The organism is Devosia nitrariae (assembly GCF_030160115.1).
Classification (GTDB): Bacteria; Pseudomonadota; Alphaproteobacteria; order Rhizobiales; family Devosiaceae; genus Devosia; species Devosia nitrariae.
The window spans coordinates 349,665-367,160 of record NZ_BSNS01000024.1 but is presented as its reverse complement, the minus strand read 5'-3'; the positions used below and the strand labels follow the sequence as shown (position 1 = coordinate 367,160).

General features: G+C 62.4%; 16 protein-coding genes and 1 tRNA gene. 10 read left to right on the top strand and 7 right to left on the bottom strand.

The annotated features are described in order from the left end of the window. The first annotated feature begins 198 nt into the window (after positions 1-198). The 6 genes from QQK18_RS24810 (at position 199) to QQK18_RS24785 (ending at position 5,705) form a co-directional block, all read left to right on the top strand. Positions 199-1,584 (top strand): DEAD/DEAH box helicase, encoded by a 1,386-nt coding sequence (locus QQK18_RS24810; protein WP_379995095.1) that lies wholly within the window; start codon positions 199-201, stop codon positions 1,582-1,584. Positions 1,585-1,733: 149 nt separating this feature from the next. Beyond that, a complete protein-coding gene (locus QQK18_RS24805) occupies positions 1,734-2,777 on the top strand; it encodes a GGDEF domain-containing protein (protein ID WP_284343077.1) in 1,044 nt (347 codons plus the stop codon). Between the two features lie 15 nt (positions 2,778-2,792). Next, positions 2,793-3,290 carry an HIT family protein gene (locus QQK18_RS24800; RefSeq protein ID WP_284343076.1) on the top strand — a complete coding sequence of 166 codons (498 nt, stop codon included), beginning with the start codon at positions 2,793-2,795 and terminating at the stop codon, positions 3,288-3,290. Between the two features lie 20 nt (positions 3,291-3,310). Continuing rightward, complete coding sequence (locus tag QQK18_RS24795; RefSeq protein WP_284343075.1) at positions 3,311-3,508, top strand: hypothetical protein; 198 nt, start codon at positions 3,311-3,313, stop codon at positions 3,506-3,508. After that, positions 3,505-4,956 carry a cardiolipin synthase gene (gene cls / locus QQK18_RS24790; RefSeq protein WP_284343074.1) on the top strand — a complete coding sequence of 484 codons (1,452 nt, stop codon included), beginning with the start codon at positions 3,505-3,507 and terminating at the stop codon, positions 4,954-4,956. The genes QQK18_RS24795 and cls overlap by 4 nt, the downstream gene beginning before the upstream one ends. Positions 4,957-4,967: 11 nt before the next feature. Then, on the top strand, positions 4,968-5,705 hold the full coding sequence (locus tag QQK18_RS24785) for an alanyl-tRNA editing protein (protein ID WP_284343073.1): 738 nt from the start codon (positions 4,968-4,970) through the stop codon (positions 5,703-5,705). Here the strand turns inward: QQK18_RS24785 and QQK18_RS24780 are convergent. The 5 genes from QQK18_RS24780 to QQK18_RS24760 all read right to left on the bottom strand — a co-directional run bounded on the left by QQK18_RS24780 (position 5,698) and on the right by QQK18_RS24760 (position 11,238). Then, the gene (locus tag QQK18_RS24780; protein WP_284343072.1) at positions 5,698-6,699 is read right to left on the bottom strand and encodes an amino acid ABC transporter substrate-binding protein; all 1,002 of its coding nucleotides are present in this window, start codon (positions 6,697-6,699) and stop codon (positions 5,698-5,700) included. The two genes, QQK18_RS24785 and QQK18_RS24780, sit on opposite strands and share 8 nt — an antisense overlap. A gap of 187 nt (positions 6,700-6,886) precedes the next feature. Beyond that, positions 6,887-7,687, bottom strand: a complete 801-nt coding sequence (locus QQK18_RS24775; RefSeq protein ID WP_284343071.1) for an amino acid ABC transporter ATP-binding protein — start codon at positions 7,685-7,687, stop codon at positions 6,887-6,889. 4 nt (positions 7,688-7,691) lie between these two features. Continuing rightward, positions 7,692-8,828, bottom strand: a complete 1,137-nt coding sequence (locus QQK18_RS24770) for an amino acid ABC transporter permease (RefSeq protein ID WP_284343070.1) — start codon at positions 8,826-8,828, stop codon at positions 7,692-7,694. Between the two features lie 10 nt (positions 8,829-8,838). After that, on the bottom strand, positions 8,839-10,029 hold the full coding sequence (locus tag QQK18_RS24765) for an amino acid ABC transporter permease (RefSeq protein WP_284343069.1): 1,191 nt from the start codon (positions 10,027-10,029) through the stop codon (positions 8,839-8,841). A gap of 192 nt (positions 10,030-10,221) precedes the next feature. Next, entirely contained in the window at positions 10,222-11,238 is a 1,017-nt protein-coding gene (locus QQK18_RS24760; RefSeq protein WP_284343068.1) for an amino acid ABC transporter substrate-binding protein, read from the bottom strand. 219 nt (positions 11,239-11,457) lie between these two features. Here QQK18_RS24760 and metC point away from each other — a divergent pair, with 219 nt between their 5' ends. Then, entirely contained in the window at positions 11,458-12,645 is a 1,188-nt protein-coding gene (gene metC, locus QQK18_RS24755; protein WP_284343067.1) for a cystathionine beta-lyase, read from the top strand. Between the two features lie 64 nt (positions 12,646-12,709). Here metC and QQK18_RS24750 read toward each other — a convergent pair whose 3' ends face one another. After that, a complete protein-coding gene (locus QQK18_RS24750) occupies positions 12,710-13,486 on the bottom strand; it encodes a phosphatase PAP2 family protein (RefSeq protein ID WP_284343066.1) in 777 nt (258 codons plus the stop codon). Between the two features lie 332 nt (positions 13,487-13,818). Between QQK18_RS24750 and QQK18_RS24745 the strand changes: the two genes are divergently transcribed. Next, positions 13,819-13,895, top strand: a tRNA-Pro gene (locus QQK18_RS24745). A 68-nt stretch (positions 13,896-13,963) separates the two neighbouring features. After that, positions 13,964-14,269: an ETC complex I subunit gene (locus tag QQK18_RS24740; protein WP_284343319.1), complete on the top strand. Its 306-nt coding sequence runs from the start codon at positions 13,964-13,966 to the stop codon at positions 14,267-14,269. A gap of 64 nt (positions 14,270-14,333) precedes the next feature. Here QQK18_RS24740 and aspS read toward each other — a convergent pair whose 3' ends face one another. Next, positions 14,334-16,121, bottom strand: a complete 1,788-nt coding sequence (gene aspS / locus QQK18_RS24735) for an aspartate--tRNA ligase (RefSeq protein WP_284343318.1) — start codon at positions 16,119-16,121, stop codon at positions 14,334-14,336. 199 nt (positions 16,122-16,320) lie between these two features. Between aspS and rnd the strand changes: the two genes are divergently transcribed. Further along, positions 16,321-17,484, top strand: coding sequence for a ribonuclease D (gene rnd / locus QQK18_RS24730; RefSeq protein WP_284343065.1), 1,164 nt, complete (start codon positions 16,321-16,323; stop codon positions 17,482-17,484). Positions 17,485-17,496: the final 12 nt, after the last annotated feature.

Genomic DNA, 17,496 nt, shown 5'->3' with positions numbered 1-17,496 from the left:
CCCGGCCGGCCGCGGCAGGGATGGCTCGCAGAATTCACGGCGGCACTGTCGATCACCGTATCGCCATAGAGGCAATCGACCGACACCGTAACCCGGAGGCGGCGCATATCGTTTCCGCCCGGGACCTGACGAACGCTGTCGGCAGGCATCACATCGCTTCCGTATCGCATGCCTGCTGAACCATGAGTGGACACTGATTTGACCGACGATTTCTCCGGGCTTGGTCTTTCGAGCAAAGTCACCGACGCCGTCGTGTCGGCCGGCTATACCAAGCCTACCGACATCCAGGCGAAGGCCATCCCGCATGTCCTCGAAAAGAAGGACATCATCGGCATCGCCCAGACCGGCACGGGCAAGACCGCCTCGTTCGTGCTGCCGATGCTCACCCGCCTCGAGACCGGCCGCGCGAGGGCGCGCATGCCGCGCACGCTCATCCTCGAGCCGACGCGCGAACTTGCCGCCCAGGTGCATGAGAACTTCGAGAAATACGGCAAGAACCACCGCCTGTCGGTTGCGCTCCTTATCGGCGGCGTTTCGTTCGAGGACCAGAACAGGATCCTAGACCGCGGTGCCGACGTCCTGATCGCCACGCCCGGACGCATGCTCGATCAGTTCGAGCGCGGCCGCATTCTTTTGAATGGCGTCGAGATTCTCGTCATCGACGAGGCTGACCGCATGCTCGACATGGGTTTCGTGCCCGATATCGAACGCATCTGTGGCCTGCTGCCGCCACGCCGGCAAACGCTCTTCTTCTCGGCCACCATGCCCCCCGAGATCGAGAAGCTGACCAAGCGGTTCCTCCGCGATCCGATCAAGATCGAGGTTGCCCGCCAGAATTCGACCGCCGAGACCATCACCCAGAAGCTCGTTCGCGTTGGCTCGCGTCCCGAGGAGAAGCGTGCCGCACTGCGCGATCAGATCCGCGCTGCCGAGAACCTCACCAACGCCATCATCTTCTGCAACCGCAAGCGCGACGTGGCAACGCTCGCCCGCTCGCTGCAGCGTCACGGCTTTTCAGCCGGGGCTCTCCATGGCGACATGGACCAGAAGAGCCGCACGGAAACGCTCGATGCCTTCAAAGCCAATAAACTGACGCTGCTCGTGGCCAGTGACGTTGCCGCTCGCGGCCTCGATATCCCTGCGGTCAGCCACGTCTTCAATTTCGATGTGCCTGTGCACGCCGAAGACTATATCCACCGCATCGGCCGTACCGGCCGCGCGGGGCGGTCCGGCGCAGCGTTCACCCTTGTTGCTCCGGCCGATGGTAAGCACCTCGACGCGATCCTCAGGCTCATCCAGCGCGATGTCCCCTGGGTGGAAAGCACGGCCCCCCACGCGCCTGTGCAAGAACAAGCGGCGGAGGAGTCTCCCGGATCGTCGAGGCGGAAGCAGGGTGAGGCACGCAAGACTGCCAAGACTGCCAAGACCACCAACACAGTAAAGACGACCGAAAAAGCCGAGCCGCGCCGCAAGCAGCAGACCGACCGCGAGCCTGAATCGTTCGGTATTGACGAGAATTCTCCTTTCGGAGCCGATGGTCCGGTGCCGGCTTTTCTGCTGCGCGAAGTATCGCGAACACGCTAATTATTTGTGGGAATTGAAAAAAACGCCCAATACCACGCGTTCTGCCCGTTGATAGAAGTTTGACACGGGCATATTTACCGTCTCTTAGACGAGATGGTGTGTAATTCGTGCGCCCTTAGGCAGGCGCCCGAGCAGAACGCGAGGACATCGTGTCGGAACAGGAATACACGCGCGTACTTGGCTACGCGAATGCCGCCTTCGACCTGCTCAAGCGCAGCAGCATCCCGCCCTATCCCAATTTCTACGAACTCCTTTATACCTATGCGACGGGCGTCAACCCCGCGCTTAACACGCGCATCAACGAAATCTTCCGGCATGGGCACTCGCCGTCCGTCAATCTGGCCGAGGCGCTCTACGACGAATTCCTGAAATCTGACCTTGACGAGCGCATCAGTGCGGTCTCCGAACGCATGCATGCGCGTATCGAGGCCGTGCATGACGCTATCGACAGCGCCATGGTCAGCGCCAACGCCTATTCCGGCTCGCTGCAGGCCGCCGCAGGCGATCTCGAGGCCGAGATCACGCCGGATGCGTTGAAGACAATGGCCGAGCGCCTGCTTGCCGAGACCCGGCAGATGCAGGATACCAACCGCCACCTGGAACTGAAGCTCGAGGCGTCGCGCGACGATATTGCCGCTCTTCGCCGCGATCTGGAAAACGTCCGGCGCGAGTCCCTGCTCGATCCCCTGACCAAGATTTCCAACCGCAAGAGCTTCGACGAAGGCCTTGTGACCGCCATCGCCGATGCGCACCGCGATAACCTGCCGTTGTGCCTGCTGCTGCTCGACATTGACCATTTCAAGAAATTCAACGATGTGCACGGCCATCAGACCGGCGACCAGGTGCTGCGGCTGGTAGCCATGACCCTCAAATCCAACATCAAGGGCAAGGACCTCGCGGCCCGTTATGGCGGGGAGGAATTCGCCGCTATCCTGCCCCATACCGATATCGAGGGCGCGGTGATCGCTGCCGAGAACATCCGCAAGGCCATCCAGGCCAAGCAGCTTCTGAAGCGGTCGACCAACGAGAAGCTGGGGCGGATCACGGCTTCCTTCGGCGTTGCAATGCTGCGGGGTGAGGAGGCGGCCAGTTCCCTCATCGAACGCACCGACCGCTGCCTTTATGCGGCCAAGAACGCCGGGCGCAACCGCGTCGTCAGCGAGGCCGAGCTGGCCAATTTCGAAGCGGCGTGAAGGAGCGAGTAGCAGGTGGCTGAGCGTGAGCCTTTCGACTTGACCGCCCTGGTGGAACGCACCCGCTCCGGCCCGTGCTTTATCTGCGAGTTCCTCGCCGGCAATCCGGCTTACGCGCACCACAAGATCGCCGAAGATGAAGAGGCCGTCATATTCCTCAGCAAGTACCCGACGCTTAGGGGATACGCTCTCGTCTGCCCCAGGGTGCACCGCGAGGATCTCGCCACGGACCTCACGCCGGATGAATATCTGCGGCTGCAGGCGCGTGTGCACCACCTCTCTCGGGCGCTGAAACGCGTCTTTGATGCCGAGCGCATCTACATCCTCTCCCTCGGCAGCAGCCAGGGCAACAGCCATCTCCATTTCCATGTCGTGCCGCTCCCCAAGGGCGTCCCTTACGAGCAGCAGCAGTACCACGCCCTCATGGCCGAGAACGGTGTTCTCGACATCCCTACCGACGAGATGGCCGCCTTGGCACGCGAGATCGGGCGGGTCTATGCGGAGTTGGAATAGCCGTTTCAGCAATGGCTGGAATGGGTTCTGACATCACCGCTTGCCAGACGCACGCCGCTTCCCCCAGACTGCGCAACCTATCGATGGGTCAACGCTGGAGCGGATGCGAAAAAGTGGTTACGGTTTTTCGCGAAGAATCCCGCGACAACAACGTCAGCGCGCTCGATGTGATTCAAGCTGATCGCAATGCGCTCGAGTACGCCGGGGAGCCATTGTGATCGGCATCGACGACATCTTGCGCAGCTATCAGGCCGACCTGCAGCTCGTCACCCTCGTCCTTGCCGCCAACTATGTCCTTGCCGCCGTCTGCGCCATACGCGAGGTGATGAATTCGCGCACCTCGCAAGGCTCCATCGCCTGGCTGCTTTCGCTCCTGCTGCTGCCGTTTCCGACCGCCCTGCTCTATCTGGTCGTCGGCTGGAAGTTCTTCGACGACTACGCTATCGAGCGCATCAAGCTCGGACGCACGATGCGCCCGGTGCGCGCACGCGACCTGGCGCTGATCGACCAGGCGGCCAACAAGGAATGGCCGGTGCTTGCAGGTGTCGCCGAGCTGCCGTTTCTGTCCGGAAACAAGGTCGAGATTCTCATCGATGGCAAGCAGACCTTCGACTCCATCTTCGACGGCATTTCCAAAGCCCGCTCCCAACTGCTTGTCCAGTTCTTCATCCTGCGCGACGACCGGCTGGGGCGGGAACTGGCTGACAGGCTGATCGAGCGCGCCCGGGCAGGCGTGAGCATCTATATGCTCTATGACGAGGTGGGCAGCCGGGGCCTTCCGAGAGCCTACCGGGAGCGCCTGCGGTCCGAAGGCATCAAAGTCGCGGCCTTCAACCAGCGCCACCGGTTCCTGCGCGTATACGGTCCGGCACGGCTCAACTACCGCAACCACCGCAAGATCGTGGTGGCCGACGGCGAAATCGCCTGGGTCGGTGGGCATAACGTGGGGGTCGAGTATCTGGGCGAGGATCCTCGCTTCGGCCACTGGCGCGACACCCATGTCCGGGTCCGTGGTCCCGCCGCGCTCGCCTGCTCGCTTGTGTTTCGCGAGGACTGGGAATGGGCGACGGGCGAGTTGCTGCCGGCCGATCCGCCCGAGCTCGTGCAGACGCCGGGTGACCAGTCCGTGTTGGTCATGGGCACTGGCCCGGCCGACAAGCTCGAGGAATGTGCCATCGCCTTCACCGACGTCATTGCCCAGGCCCGCCAGCGCCTGTGGATCGTCAGTCCCTATTTCGTGCCCGACACCGACGTTCGCACCGCACTCTATGCCGCCGCCATCCGCGGCGTCGACGTGCGCATCATGCTGCCGGAGAAGCCGGACCACCTTCTGGTCTGGTTGGCCAGCATCGCCCATGCCGATGCGATGGTTGAGCACCGTATATCCATGTATCGCTATACCTACGGCTTTCTGCATCAAAAGGTGCTCCTGATGGACGATCGGGTCGCTTCGATCGGCAGCACCAATTTCGACAACCGGTCGTTTGCCATCAATTTCGAGATCACCATGTGGTTTCCCGGCCGCGACACCATCGAGGCGGTCGAGCGCATGCTCCTCACCGATTTTGCCCATTGTCGCAAAGTCTCGATGGCCGAGGTCACCGGCCGGCCGCTGGCGTGGCGGTTTGCCACGCAGGCCGCCAGGCTTCTTTCCCCAGTACTCTAGGACATTCGCCGATGACCGAGTTCCTGTTCCGAAGCGACAGCTATCTACGCAGCACCGAGGCACGGGTGGTCGAAATCACCCCGGATGGAGCTGTCGGACTCGACCGCACCATCTTCTATGCCACGTCCGGTGGTCAGCCCGGCGATACCGGCCGGCTCCTGCGCCCTGACGGTCGTCCGCTCGCTATCGCCACAACCGTTCATCCGGACGGCGACAAAACCCGCATCGTACACGTGCCGGCACCCGGCGAACCCCTGCCCGGTCCAGACGAACCGGTGATCGCGGAGATCGACTGGGAGCGACGCTTCAAGCTGATGCGCATGCATACTGCCCTTCACCTGCTGTCGGTCGTCTTCCCTTTCTCCGTGACGGGTGGAGCCATCGCCGAGGACAAGGGGCGGCTCGATTTCGATATGCCCGATGTCCCCGCCGACCTGCCCGAGATAGAGGAGCGTCTCAATGCCATGGTCGCGGCCGGCCATCCGGTTTCGTCCGAATGGATCACCGACGAGGAGATGCAGGACAATCCGGGGCTCATCAAAACCATGAAGGTCAAGCCGCCCATGGGCCAGGGGCGGGTGCGCCTCATCCGCATCGGTGATGCGGATCTGCAGCCCTGCGGCGGCACCCATGTGCACAATACCGCTGAGATCGGACTTTTGAGGCTCGGCAAGATCGAAAAGAAGGGCAAGGAGAACCGCCGCGTCCACCTGCACTTTGCCGAAGAACCAGGCCAGACACCTATCTGATGGGCGGCGCGTAGAGCAGCCCGCCGTTGACCCACAGCGAGTTCTGCCCGCGCAACAGTACCGCCCCGGTCTGCGGCCCGAAATTGCGCTCGTAGATTTCTCCGTAGTTGCCGACGGCCCGGATCACGTCGGCCATGAAGTCGGGCTCGAGCCCGACCGGCGCACCATAGTTCCCGTCAAGGCCGAGAAGGCGTCTGACTGCAGAGGTCCGCGTGGCCGACAGAGAGTCGATATTGAGCGCGGTGACACCCAGTTCCTCGGCATTGATCAGTGCGAACACCGTCCATTTGACGATGTTGAACCAGGTATCGTCCCCGGCACGCACCACCGGCCCCACCGCTTCCTTCGAGATACGCTCGGGCAGGATACGATGGGAGAGTGGATCGCCAAGCTCACGACGCATGGCGTTGAGCTCGCGCCCCGCCGCTGACAGCACGTTGCAAAGGCCCGCACGATAGGCGAGCAGCAGGTCGGCCGTATCCTCGTAGATGATCTCGCTGTAGCTTGCCTGGTTCTCGAAGAAGAATTCACGCAGCCGCGTCAACTCCTCTCCGTTGTCGGCAACGCATATCGTCAGGTCATCGAGCTCGAACGCCGAAACAACCCCCTCCGACTGCGGCACCATGAAGGCCTGGCCATCATAGAAGGTCGGTGTCACGTAGCTGGCGCCATACACGGTGTCACGCCGCTCGGTCCAGGGAGCGTTACGCACGATGACGTCGACGTCGCCGGTCTGCAGCACCGCAAACCGGCTGTTGCCGCGCAACGGTCGGAATTCGAGCTTGTTCGGGTCGCCGAACACCGCCGCCGCCAGCGCCCGGCAAATGTCGATGTCGAACCCGCTCCAGCGCCCCTCGCCGTCGACCTGGGAGAATCCGGCCAGCGGACCGACCGCTCCGCAGATGAGGAATCCCCGCTCGCGCACCGCCTCGAGGGTCTGCGCATACGCCGCGGACGCCGCCAGCAAGGTTGCGATCAGGACGAACGCAACCACGCGCAACGCGCGTCCCACGGCCCGCAATGGCGGCTCTTTTGAAGGTTTCGACACTGCCAGGCGACCGGGACCGTTCCTCTCCCCAGCACTATCGATACGGCACCCAAGCCGGTCAAGGCGTGAAGCCGGCGCAGCCGCGGTTATGGACAACTGGCTGCACCGGCCGCTGGAGTGTTTCCAAAAAACGTTAGTGCAGTATCTGGCTGAGGAAGAGCCTGGTGCGCTCGTGCTGTGGATTGGAGAAGAAGTTCTCCGGATCGTTCTGCTCGATGATCTGGCCCTGGTCCATGAAGATCACCCGGTTGGCCACTTGCCGGGCAAAACCCATCTCGTGGGTGACGCAGATCATGGTCATCCCCTCTTCTGCCAGAGATATCATCACCTCCAGCACCTCCTTGACCATCTCCGGGTCGAGCGCTGAGGTCGGCTCGTCGAAGAGCATGATCTTGGGATGCATGCACAGGGACCTGGCGATAGCCACGCGCTGCTGTTGGCCCCCCGAGAGCTGGCCAGGGAACTTGTGGGCCTGCTCGGGAATCTTGACCCGCTCCAGGTAATGCATGGCGGTCGCCTCGGCTTCGGCCTTGGGAGTGCCCCGCACCCAGATCGGCGCCAGTGTCAGGTTCTGAACGATGGTGAGGTGCGGAAAGAGGTTGAAATGTTGGAACACCATACCGACCTCGCAGCGCACTTCATCGATGCGCTTGAGGTCGTTGGTCAGTTCAACTCCGTTGACGACGATGTCGCCCTGCTGGTGCTCCTCAAGCCTGTTGATGCAGCGGATGAGCGTCGACTTGCCCGATCCCGAGGGGCCGGCGATGACGATGCGCTCACCCTTCATGACCCGCAGGTTGATGTCGCGCAGCACATGGAAGTCCCCGAACCATTTGTGCATGCCGACGATATCGATGGCGACTTCGGTGTCCGATACCTTCATATGCGAGGTGTCGATCCGCCTATCGATGGTAGTCTCGGATACTTCGCTCATGACGTTACCCCTTGTGACCCGTGTCCAGGCGCCGCTCCATCCAGATGGAGTAGCGGGACATGGCAAAACAGAAAATCCAGAACATGAATGCAGCAAAGAGATAGCCAGTCACCGCCTGGGTTGGTGAGGACCAGTTGATGTCCGAACTTGCCGCTTGCACCGTATTGAGCAGGTCGAAAATCCCCACGATCGAGACAAGCGACGTGTCCTTGAACAGCGCGATGAAGCTGTTGACGATACCGGGAATGACGTGCTTGAGCGCCTGGGGCAGGATGATGAACGCCATCGACTTCCAATAGCTGAGGCCGAGCGAACTCGCAGCTTCATACTGCCCACGCGGCAGAGCCTGCAGCCCTCCACGCACCACTTCGGCCAGATAAGCCGACGAGAACAGCGTCACGCCCACGAGCGCTCGCAGCAGCTTGTCGACGGTCGTACCCTGCGGCATGAACAGCGGCAGCATGATGGATGCCATGAACAGCACGGTGATCAGCGGCACCGCGCGCCAGAGCTCGATGAACATCACCGAAAGCGTGCGAATAATCGGCAGTTTCGATTGCCGCCCAAGCGCCAGCAATATGCCGATCGGGATTGAGCAGATGATCCCGACCAGCGAGATGATGAGGGTGACCAGCAAGCCACCCCACTGCTCGGTCGGCACCCGCCGCATCCCGAACACCCCACCGTTGAGCAGGTAATAGCAGACGACCGGATAGACGACGAAGAAGAGCACCGCGTTGGTGCGCTTGAAGGGTGCCGCCGGCCACAGGAGCGGCACGATCAGCACAGCGCCCAGGAAGAAGACGAGATTTGGGCGCCAGTACTCGGCCGGTGGATAGAAGCCGTAGATGAAGAAGGACATGCGGGCCGAGATATAGGCCCAGCACGCTCCCGCACCCGCCGCGCGGCAGTCTTCGACCGTGCCCCCGGGCGCCACCGCGTCCCCTCCGAGAAAGTTCGGGGCAATGAAGCCGTAGATCGGCGGCACCGCCCAGATCAGGAAAGCAATGCCGATGATCGTCATGATTGTGTCGAACGGCGTGGCAAAGAGGTTCTTGCGCATCCATCCGACGACGCCGGCGGTGCTCACGGGTGGCGGCTGAGCCGGCACCATTTGCTCGCGAACGTAAGTGAGTGACATGGCCAGTCTCCTAGCGTTCGACCAGCGCAACGCGGGCGTTGTACCAGTTCATGAAGGCCGAGGTCGACAGCGAGAGCGTCAGATAGACCGCCATGGTAATGGCGATCACCTCGATAGCCTTACCGGTCTGGTTGAGCGTTGTACCCATGAACACGTTGACCAGTTCGGGGTAGCCGATAGCGGCTCCGAGCGACGAATTCTTGGTCAGGTTGAGATATTGGCTGGTCAGTGGCGGGATGATGACCCGCATGGCCTGCGGCACGATGACGAGACGCAGCCTGTCACCTTCGCGCAAACCCAGCGATTGGGCCGCTTCTGTCTGCCCCCTGTTGACCGCCTGTATGCCGCTGCGCACATTCTCGGCGATGAAAGCCGCGGTATAGATCGACAGGCCGAAGGCCAGCGCTACGAACTCGGGTACCAGCTCCAAGCCACCACGGAAGTTGAATCGCTGGAGCTCCGGCATTTCGAAAGCGACGCTGGCGCCGCTGAGGACGAAACCAAGTAGGACGACAACCAGAAAGATGCCCAGGTTGACCAGGACGACCGGGAAACGCTGCCCGGTGGCCTCCAACCTTCGCCGCGCCCATATCGAGACTGCGACTGACGCGGCGATGGCGAGCGCCACGGCGAGGTAGATCCATCCGAACTGCGCGTCCGGAACGGGCTTTGGCACGTAAAGACCGCGCTGATTGATAAACACGCCCAGGGGCAGCGCCAGGCTTTCGCGTACCGCGGGCATGGCCTTCAACACCGCAAAATACCAGAAGAAGAGCTGCAGGAGCAGCGGGATGTTCCGGACCACCTCGACGTAAACGGTCGCCATACGCGAGATCAGCCAGTTCGAGGAGAGCCGCGCGATACCGATGATAAAGCCGAGTACCGTCGCGAAGACTATGCCGATGGCGGCGACCAGCAGGGTGTTGAGCAGGCCGACGAGAAAAGCCTCCCAATAGTATGAGCTGCGGTCGAACGGGATCAGCGTGAAGCTGATGCCAAAGCCCGAGGTCTGGAAGAGGAAGTCGAAGCCAGTCGACTTGTTCTGAGCTGCCAGGTTCTGCGCAGTATTGAGGATGATCCAGGCGAAGAATGCGATGACAAGTGCCGCGACGACGAGCTGATAAATAATCCCGCGAATGACTGGATCGTTATAGAACGCCACTCTTGGCGGGGCGTCACGGGTATTGCCTTGAACGGCCATGGCGAAAGGTCCTCTCAGCGGAAACGGCCACGCACTTGCCGGCCCGACACATGGAACGAATCGACCATACCGGCCTCGGCGCTGCCCGGCAGCGCCAAGATGCCAGTAGACCTGACCCATTCCCAATGTGTCACGAAAGATGCCAGCAAAGCGGGTCTGGCGCCGTTTCGAGGGCGCCAGACCTTGATTTCCTTAGCGGATCGGCATCGCGTATTGCAGACCGCCGTCGGTCCACAACGCGTTGAGGCCGCGCTCGAGACCGATGTCGGTTTCCGGCCCAACATGGCGTTCATAGGATTCGCCGTAGTTGCCGATATGCTTGACGATCCTGTAGGCCCAGTCGTTTGTCAGCCCGATCGGCGTGCCGAACTCGCCTTCGACGCCGAGCAGGCGCTTCACGGCCGGATTGTCGGAGCCCAGCATCTCGTCCACATTAGCCTGGGTGACGCCAAGTTCCTCTGCTTCCAACAGCGCGTAATAGGCCCAGCGGTTGATCTTGAACCACTGCTCGTCGCCCTGGCGCACCACGGGACCTAGGGGCTCCTTGGAGATGATCTCGGGCAGGATGATATACTCGTCAGGATTGGCGAACTTGGAGCGTTCAGCCGCGAGCGCAGAGGAATCGGTGGTGTAGACGTCGCAGCGTCCATCCTCGAACGCCTTGACCACTTCGTCCTGGTCGGTGAAGACGACAGGCGTGAACTCCATACCGTTGGCCGCGAAGTAGTCGGCGGCATTGAGTTCGGTCGTCGTGCCCGATTCGATGCACACGGCGGCACCCGACAGGTCGAGGGCCGAGGCGATACCGTCGGCTTCGCGGACCATGAACCCCTGGCCGTCATAATACATGGTACCCACGAACGTGATGCCGAGGTCCGTGTCGCGGCTCATGGTCCAGGTCGTCGTGCGCGAAAGAATGTCGATCTCACCGGCGGAAAGCGCCGCAAAGCGCTCCTGCGAAGTCAGCGGTGTGTAGCGCACGGCATCCGGATCATCGAAGATCGCGGCGGCCACAGCGCGGCAGAAGTCGACCTCGAGGCCGGCCCAGACGTTGTTGGCATCCGGCGCCGAGAACCCGGGAACGCCCCCAGTCACGCCACACTGGATATAGCCTTTCGCCTTTACGTCATCGAGCGTTGCGGCCTGCGCAGCCGTGGCCGTCAGGCCGAGTGCGGCCGACAGCGCGATCGTAAGGACTTTATTTTGCATCTTATTGCCTTTTTTGTTTCCTGACCCTGAAGGCCGGGCGCACGTCATTGTTGGTGCGACCCGGACGCATCGCCGCCTTTGTCTGGCGATCGGATGCTGCTAAGCATCGAAGCGGCTTATGGCACTGTCGTCAAGGGCAGAAAGCGGCTTTGGCCAGCAGCGCTGTCGCTTTTTTAGGCGTAGTATGGAAGTGAATTGATTTTGTGCAAGGACGTTAGGATGAGCGCAAGGCCGCCCGGGAGCGATCTCGAATACTCTGTGGAAACCATGCTCGCCCACCACGGGCGGGTACCTGATGAGCAGTTCGGCTTCGTCAACACCCCGGTCTATCGCGGGTCGACGATTCTGTTCAAAACGCTCGACGACCTGGAAAGCCAGCAGCAGCGCTTCCTCTACGGACGCGCGGGCAATCCGACCACTGCCCAGGTCGAGACGGTCGTAACGCAGCTGGAAAGCGCTCATCGCACGCTCCTTGCTCCATCGGGGCTGTCCGCGGTCACGATTGCGATACTGAGCTGTCTCGATACCGGCGACGAGATTCTCATCACCGACAGCGCCTATGAGCCGACGCGCAACTTCGCTGAAGGGTTTCTCAAGCGCATGGGCATCGGTGCGCGCTACTATGACCCGCGCATCGGCGCGAGTATCGCCGAACTCATCACCGACAACACCAAGGCCGTCTTCGTCGAAAGCCCCGGCTCAGGCACGTTCGAGGTTCAGGATCTGCCCGCCATCGCGCAAGCCGCTCATGCCCGCGGCGCCAAGGTGATCGTCGACAACAGCTGGGCGAGCCCCCTCTTCTACCGTCCTCTGATGCTTGGCGCCGACATCGTCGTTCATGCCGGCACGAAGATGTTCGTCGGACATTCCGACGCCTTTGCCGGCACGGTTTCGTCAGTCGAATCGGCTTGGGCTGCGATCGACAAGACGAGACGGCTGCTCGGCTTCTTCACCTCCGGTGACGAAGCTTTCCTTGTCGCCCGAGGACTGCGCACGCTGGCCATCCGCATGGCCGAGCATCAGCGTCGCGCTCTCGACATCGCCCGCTGGCTAGAAGGACAATCCGAGGTCGAGCGCGTCCTTCACCCCGCTCTTGAGAGCCATCCCGACCACGCCGTCTGGAAACGCGATTTCACCGGGTCGGGCAGCCTTTTCAGCGTACTTCTCAAACCCGCCCCGCGCGCCAGCCTCGCCGCTTTCCTCGATCATCTCGAGCTCTTTTCCATGGGCTTTTCCTGGGGCGGCTACGAAAGCCTTTGTGTACCCGTCAAACCGGAGCGCACACGCACGGCCGTTGCCTGGGCGCAGGAGGGCAACCTCATCCGGTTGCACATAGGCTTGGAAGGCATCGAGGATCTGAAGGCTGATCTGGCCAACGCTCTAAAGCGCTACGCGGCAGCACGCTGACTCTGGTATTGCGCCAGAGGCTCCGGGAGCTTCAGCAATGAACGCGCTCGGCCGATAGAGATCGTTACGCCACCAGCGATTCGTTCCTCTTTCGCCGCCAGCCCCGCCACAAGCGCCTCAGCCCCGGCAATCCACGGAAATGCACCGTGCCATCCGCGTGCCGCTTGAAGAGCCACCGGCGCCGCGCGAATTCGTTGCGAACGAGGTAAGCCCCGAGAGTGCCCACCACGAAGCCGGCGACGACGTCGGTCGGATAGTGCATGCCGACAGGCACCCGCGAAAGCGCCGCGGCGGCGGCGATGAGCAGCAGGATCCAAAAGAAACGCGGCGCCATGAAGCCAATGACGAAAGCGATGGCGAGCGAGGTCGTCGCGTGGCCCGACGGGAAGCTCTGGAAGGTCCAGTCGTTGACGACACGCTGGAACTCGAATCCCCCGACCTCGTCATAGACCACCGGCCTACCGCGCCCGATGAGGCGCTTCATGATATTTGCCGCCAGCCCCGGAGCCCCCACGCCGATGAACAGATAACCCGAGAGCAGCACGAATTCGTAGAACGCCCGCCGATAGCGCCCCCGCCGCAACGGCAGCATGATCGCCAACGCCGCAACGAGGAGGACCAGCGCCGGGATCAGCACCCAGTCAGACAGGCCGAAATCGGTGATGAAGAAGAATGGCGCTCGCCATACCTCCGGCAAGGCCATGGCGCTCTGCGAGATCCACACGTCGAACCAGACGACGGCAAAAAGCGCCAGCACGACCGCCTTGACATGCGCCGGCCAGGACGCGCGGCTCAGTCCCAGCGGCCAGGGCTGGGTGAGGTCGAAAAACGTCTTGGACACTCCACTTGCTGCAAGAGGCCTCGCCGGCACGATGGTGTCCACCGGCCGCGGGTGAAATGTCTCGTCCCGCCCTTGCGGCGGCCTAAAATGCGTCATGGACTTCCCGATCTACGCACGAACCTGCCACGGCTCGTTGCTTCTCCCGTGGAGACATTGCATTCAATAGTTTGGCGAGAGCACGGCCAACTCGCATGCCCCCGCAACAAGTTGCGCCCCTGGCGTTACCCGGCCGTTAGCGTACCGCGCTATTGGTGCAAACGTCGAGCCGCGGCTGCCACCCGCGTCGCACTTGCCCTTTTCAGGCGAACCTTGTAACGGGATGAGGCGATTTTCGGGGTATAGCTCAGCCTGGTAGAGCACCGGTTTTGGGAACCGGGGGTCGAGTGTTCGAATCACTCTGCCCCGACCATCGTCAAAGACCAGCTACGTGACCGGCCGATGGCCGATCCAGCACAGGTGTTGAGGAAGAACGCCGAAATGACCGCCCGCATCTACCGCCCCGCCCCTAACGCCATGCAGTCAGGCAAGGGCAAGTCGAAGCAATGGATCCTGGTGTTCGAGCCCGAGGTGCCGCGCACCATCGAACCCCTGATGGGCTACACCTCCTCGACCGATATGCACCAGCAGGTGCGCCTGTCCTTTGCGTCCCTCGAGGCGGCCGAGGCCTATGCGCAGCGCAGCGGCATCCCCTACACGGTCCAGGCCGCGCATGTGCCAACCCCCAAGCGCGTCTCCTATCCCGACAATTTCCGCTCGGATCGCAAGACTCCCTGGACGCACTGATCCGCCCGCTACCGAATAAAAAAAGCGCCGCAACGGGTTGCGGCGCCTTCTATTGCTGCCGGTCTCAGCCCTTCTCGGGCAGGTTCAGCCGGATATGCAGCTCGCGCAACTGCTTTGCGCTCGCCGTCGATGGGGCGCCCATCAGCAGGTCTTCGGCCTGTTGGTTCATCGGGAAAAGCGTGATCTCGCGCAGGTTTTCCGCCCCGCAGAGCAGCATGACGATGCGGTCGATGCCGAAGGCGGCCCCGCCATGCGGCGGCGCGCCATACTGGAAAGCGCGGTAGAGCCCGCCGAACCGCTCCTCGACCTCCTCGCGCGACTGCCCGGTCAGCTCGAAGGCCGTGACCATCGTCTCGGGCTCCTGGTTACGCACCGACCCCGACGCGATCTCGTAGCCATTGCATACGGCATCGTACTGGAAGGCCTTGATCGAAAGCGGATCGTTGGTCCGTAGCGCTTCGAGGCCACCCTGGGGCATCGAGAAGGGATTGTGGGCAAAATCGACCCGCCGTTCCTCTTCGTTCCACTCGTAGAAGGGGAAGTCGACGATCCAGCAGAGTTCGAATCGCTCCGTGTCGACGAGATCGAGCTCGGTGCCCGCCCGCGTACGCGCCTCGCCGGCGAACTTGTAGAACTTGGCCGGATCGCCGGCGACGAAGAACGCCGCGTCGCCATCCTCGAGCCCGAGCTGAACGCGGATGGCCTCCGTGCGTTCGGATCCTATATTCTTGGCGACAGGCCCCGCGCCTTCGAGCGCGTCGCCTTCCTTGCGCCAGAAGATGTAACCCAACCCGGGCTGGCCCTGCTGCTGCGCCCAGGCATTCATGCGGTCGCAGAAGGCGCGCGAGCCGCCGGTCTTGGCTGGAATTGCCCAGACTTCGGTTTTGGGATCGCTGGCAATCAGGTTGGCGAAGACCTTGAAACCGGACCCAGCAAAATGCTCGGTCACCGCCTGCATCTCGATTGGGTTCCTGAGGTCAGGCTTGTCGGTGCCGTACTTGCGGATCGCCACCTCATAGGGAATGCGTGGCCATTCCCTGGTCACCGGCCGGCCCTCGGCGAACTCCTCGAATACGTCGGTGATCACCGGCGTCATCGTGTCCCAGACGTCCTCCTGGGTCACGAAGCTCATTTCGAGGTCGAGTTGGTAGAATTCGCCCGGCAATCGGTCGGCGCGCGGATCTTCGTCGCGAAAGCACGGCGCGATCTGGAAATAGCGATCGAAACCGGCAACCATCAGCAACTGCTTATACTGCTGCGGCGCCTGTGGCAGCGCGAAGAACTTTCCCGGGTGCACGCGGCTCGGCACCAGGAAGTCGCGCGCGCCCTCCGGCGACGATGCCGTCAGGATCGGCGTCGAGTACTCGGCAAAACCGACCTCGGCCATTTGCCGGCGCATCGCGGCGATGATCCTGCTGCGCTTGGCGATGTTGGCGTGCAAGGTCTCGCGCCTGAGGTCGAGGAACCGGTACCGCAGCCGCACATCCTCGGGGTAGTCGGGCTCGCCAAAGACCGGCAATGGCAGCTCTCTGGCCGCCGAGAGCACCTCGACCTCGCGGATGAACACTTCGATCTCGCCGGTTGCAAGGTTCGGGTTGATCGCATCCGAAGCGCGCGGCTTCACCTCGCCGTCGACGCGGATAACCCACTCGGCCCGCACCTTCTCCATATCGGTGAAAGCCGGCGAATCGGGGTCGACGACGCACTGGGTGAGCCCGTAGTGGTCACGCAGGTCAACGAACAGCAATCCGCCATGGTCGCGGATACGATGGACCCAGCCGCTGAGCCGGACGGTAGTGCCGGCGTCGGCGGCGGTCAGCGCGGCACAGGTGTGCGAGCGGTAGCGATGCAAAGTCATGGTTTGAACCAGAAGGGCCGGAATGTTTGGCGCGGAAAAGCGCATGCGCGCGCCGCATTGTCAAGTTGAGGCGATCCGGCGATGTTGATCGCAGGGCACGACCCGCATCCTGCCACAGTATTGCCAGAATCCGTTCTGGAGTGCGCGCGCCTGACCTGTTAGGAAAGGCACCTCGACTTTCGGGACGGTAGGTATGGATCTGATTACTTCGAACGAGGCCTTGGCGGCATTCTGCCAACGCGCCGCCAAATTCGACTTCGTGACTGTCGACACCGAGTTCCTGCGCGAGACTACCTACTGGCCAAAGCTCTGCCTCATCCAGGCGGCGACCGACGACGAAGCGGTGCTGATCGACCCTCTGGCCCCAACGCTCGACCTCGCTCCGTTCGTCGTGCTGCTCGACAACCCGAACGTCGTCAAGGTCTTCCACGCCGCGCGCCAGGACATCGAAATCTTCGTCAAGATGACCGGCAGGGTTCCCGCCAACATCTACGACACCCAGATCGCGGCCAGTGTTTGCGGCTATGGAGACAGCGCCTCCTACGACAGCCTGGTGCGCGCCATCACCGACGTATCGCTGGACAAGTCCTCGCGCTTCACCGACTGGGCCGCCCGGCCGTTGACGGAAAAACAGCGCACCTACGCCCTCGCCGACGTCACTTACCTTCGCGAGATCTACCGCGCTCTCAAGGACCAGGTGGAAGCCACGCACCGCACCGAATGGGTCGACGACGAACTGTCGCTCCTTCGCCGGCTCGACACCTATGTGGTCGAGCCGGAAAGGGCTTGGATCCGCCTCAAGCTCAAGATCAACCGCCCCCGCGACCTGGCGGCGCTCCAGCGCCTCGCCGAATGGCGGGAGCGCCGGGCACAGGAGCTCGACCAGCCGCGCAGCCGCATCTTCAAGGACGACGTGCTCTATGAGCTGGCCGTGCAGCGTCCCCAGACACCCGACGCCTTCGACAAATTGCGCGCCGTACCACGCGGTTTCGGACGCAGCTCAGCTGCCGCCGAATTGATGACCCTCCTAAAAGAGGTCGAGACGCTCGCCAAGAACGAGCTTCCCGCCCTGCCCGAGCGCTATCGCGGCCCATCGCCCAAAGGCGCGGTCGGCGATCTCGTCCGAGTGCTGCTGAAGTCCGTGGCCGAGGAGCACGGCGTTGCCGCCCGCATCATTGCCACTTCCGACGAGATCGATGCGCTGGTGCTCGACGACGAAGCGGATGTGCCGGCGCTGCGCGGCTGGCGGCGCAAGCTTTTCGGCGAGAAGGCACTTGCCATCAAGCACGGCCGCATCGGGCTGGTGGCGACCCGTAAGGGAATTGTCGAGTTCCCCGTGGAGCCCCTGGTCACCTGATCGCGGCTGTCA

Bases quoted from the DNA above. Each gene is read 5' to 3' on its own strand.
- QQK18_RS24770 (WP_284343070.1), bottom strand. From the start codon at position 8,828: ATGTCACTCACTTACGTTCGCGAGCAAATGGTGCCGGCTCAGCCGCCA.
- QQK18_RS24775 (WP_284343071.1), bottom strand. From the start codon at position 7,687: ATGAGCGAAGTATCCGAGACTACCATCGATAGGCGGATCGACACCTCG.
- QQK18_RS24765 (WP_284343069.1), bottom strand. From the start codon at position 10,029: ATGGCCGTTCAAGGCAATACCCGTGACGCCCCGCCAAGAGTGGCGTTC.
- QQK18_RS24760 (WP_284343068.1), bottom strand. From the start codon at position 11,238: ATGCAAAATAAAGTCCTTACGATCGCGCTGTCGGCCGCACTCGGCCTG.
- QQK18_RS24795 (WP_284343075.1), top strand. From the start codon at position 3,311: ATGGGTTCTGACATCACCGCTTGCCAGACGCACGCCGCTTCCCCCAGA.
- metC (WP_284343067.1), top strand. From the start codon at position 11,458: ATGAGCGCAAGGCCGCCCGGGAGCGATCTCGAATACTCTGTGGAAACC.
- QQK18_RS24740 (WP_284343319.1), top strand. From the start codon at position 13,964: ATGACCGCCCGCATCTACCGCCCCGCCCCTAACGCCATGCAGTCAGGC.
- rnd (WP_284343065.1), top strand. From the start codon at position 16,321: ATGGATCTGATTACTTCGAACGAGGCCTTGGCGGCATTCTGCCAACGC.
- QQK18_RS24785 (WP_284343073.1), top strand. From the start codon at position 4,968: ATGACCGAGTTCCTGTTCCGAAGCGACAGCTATCTACGCAGCACCGAG.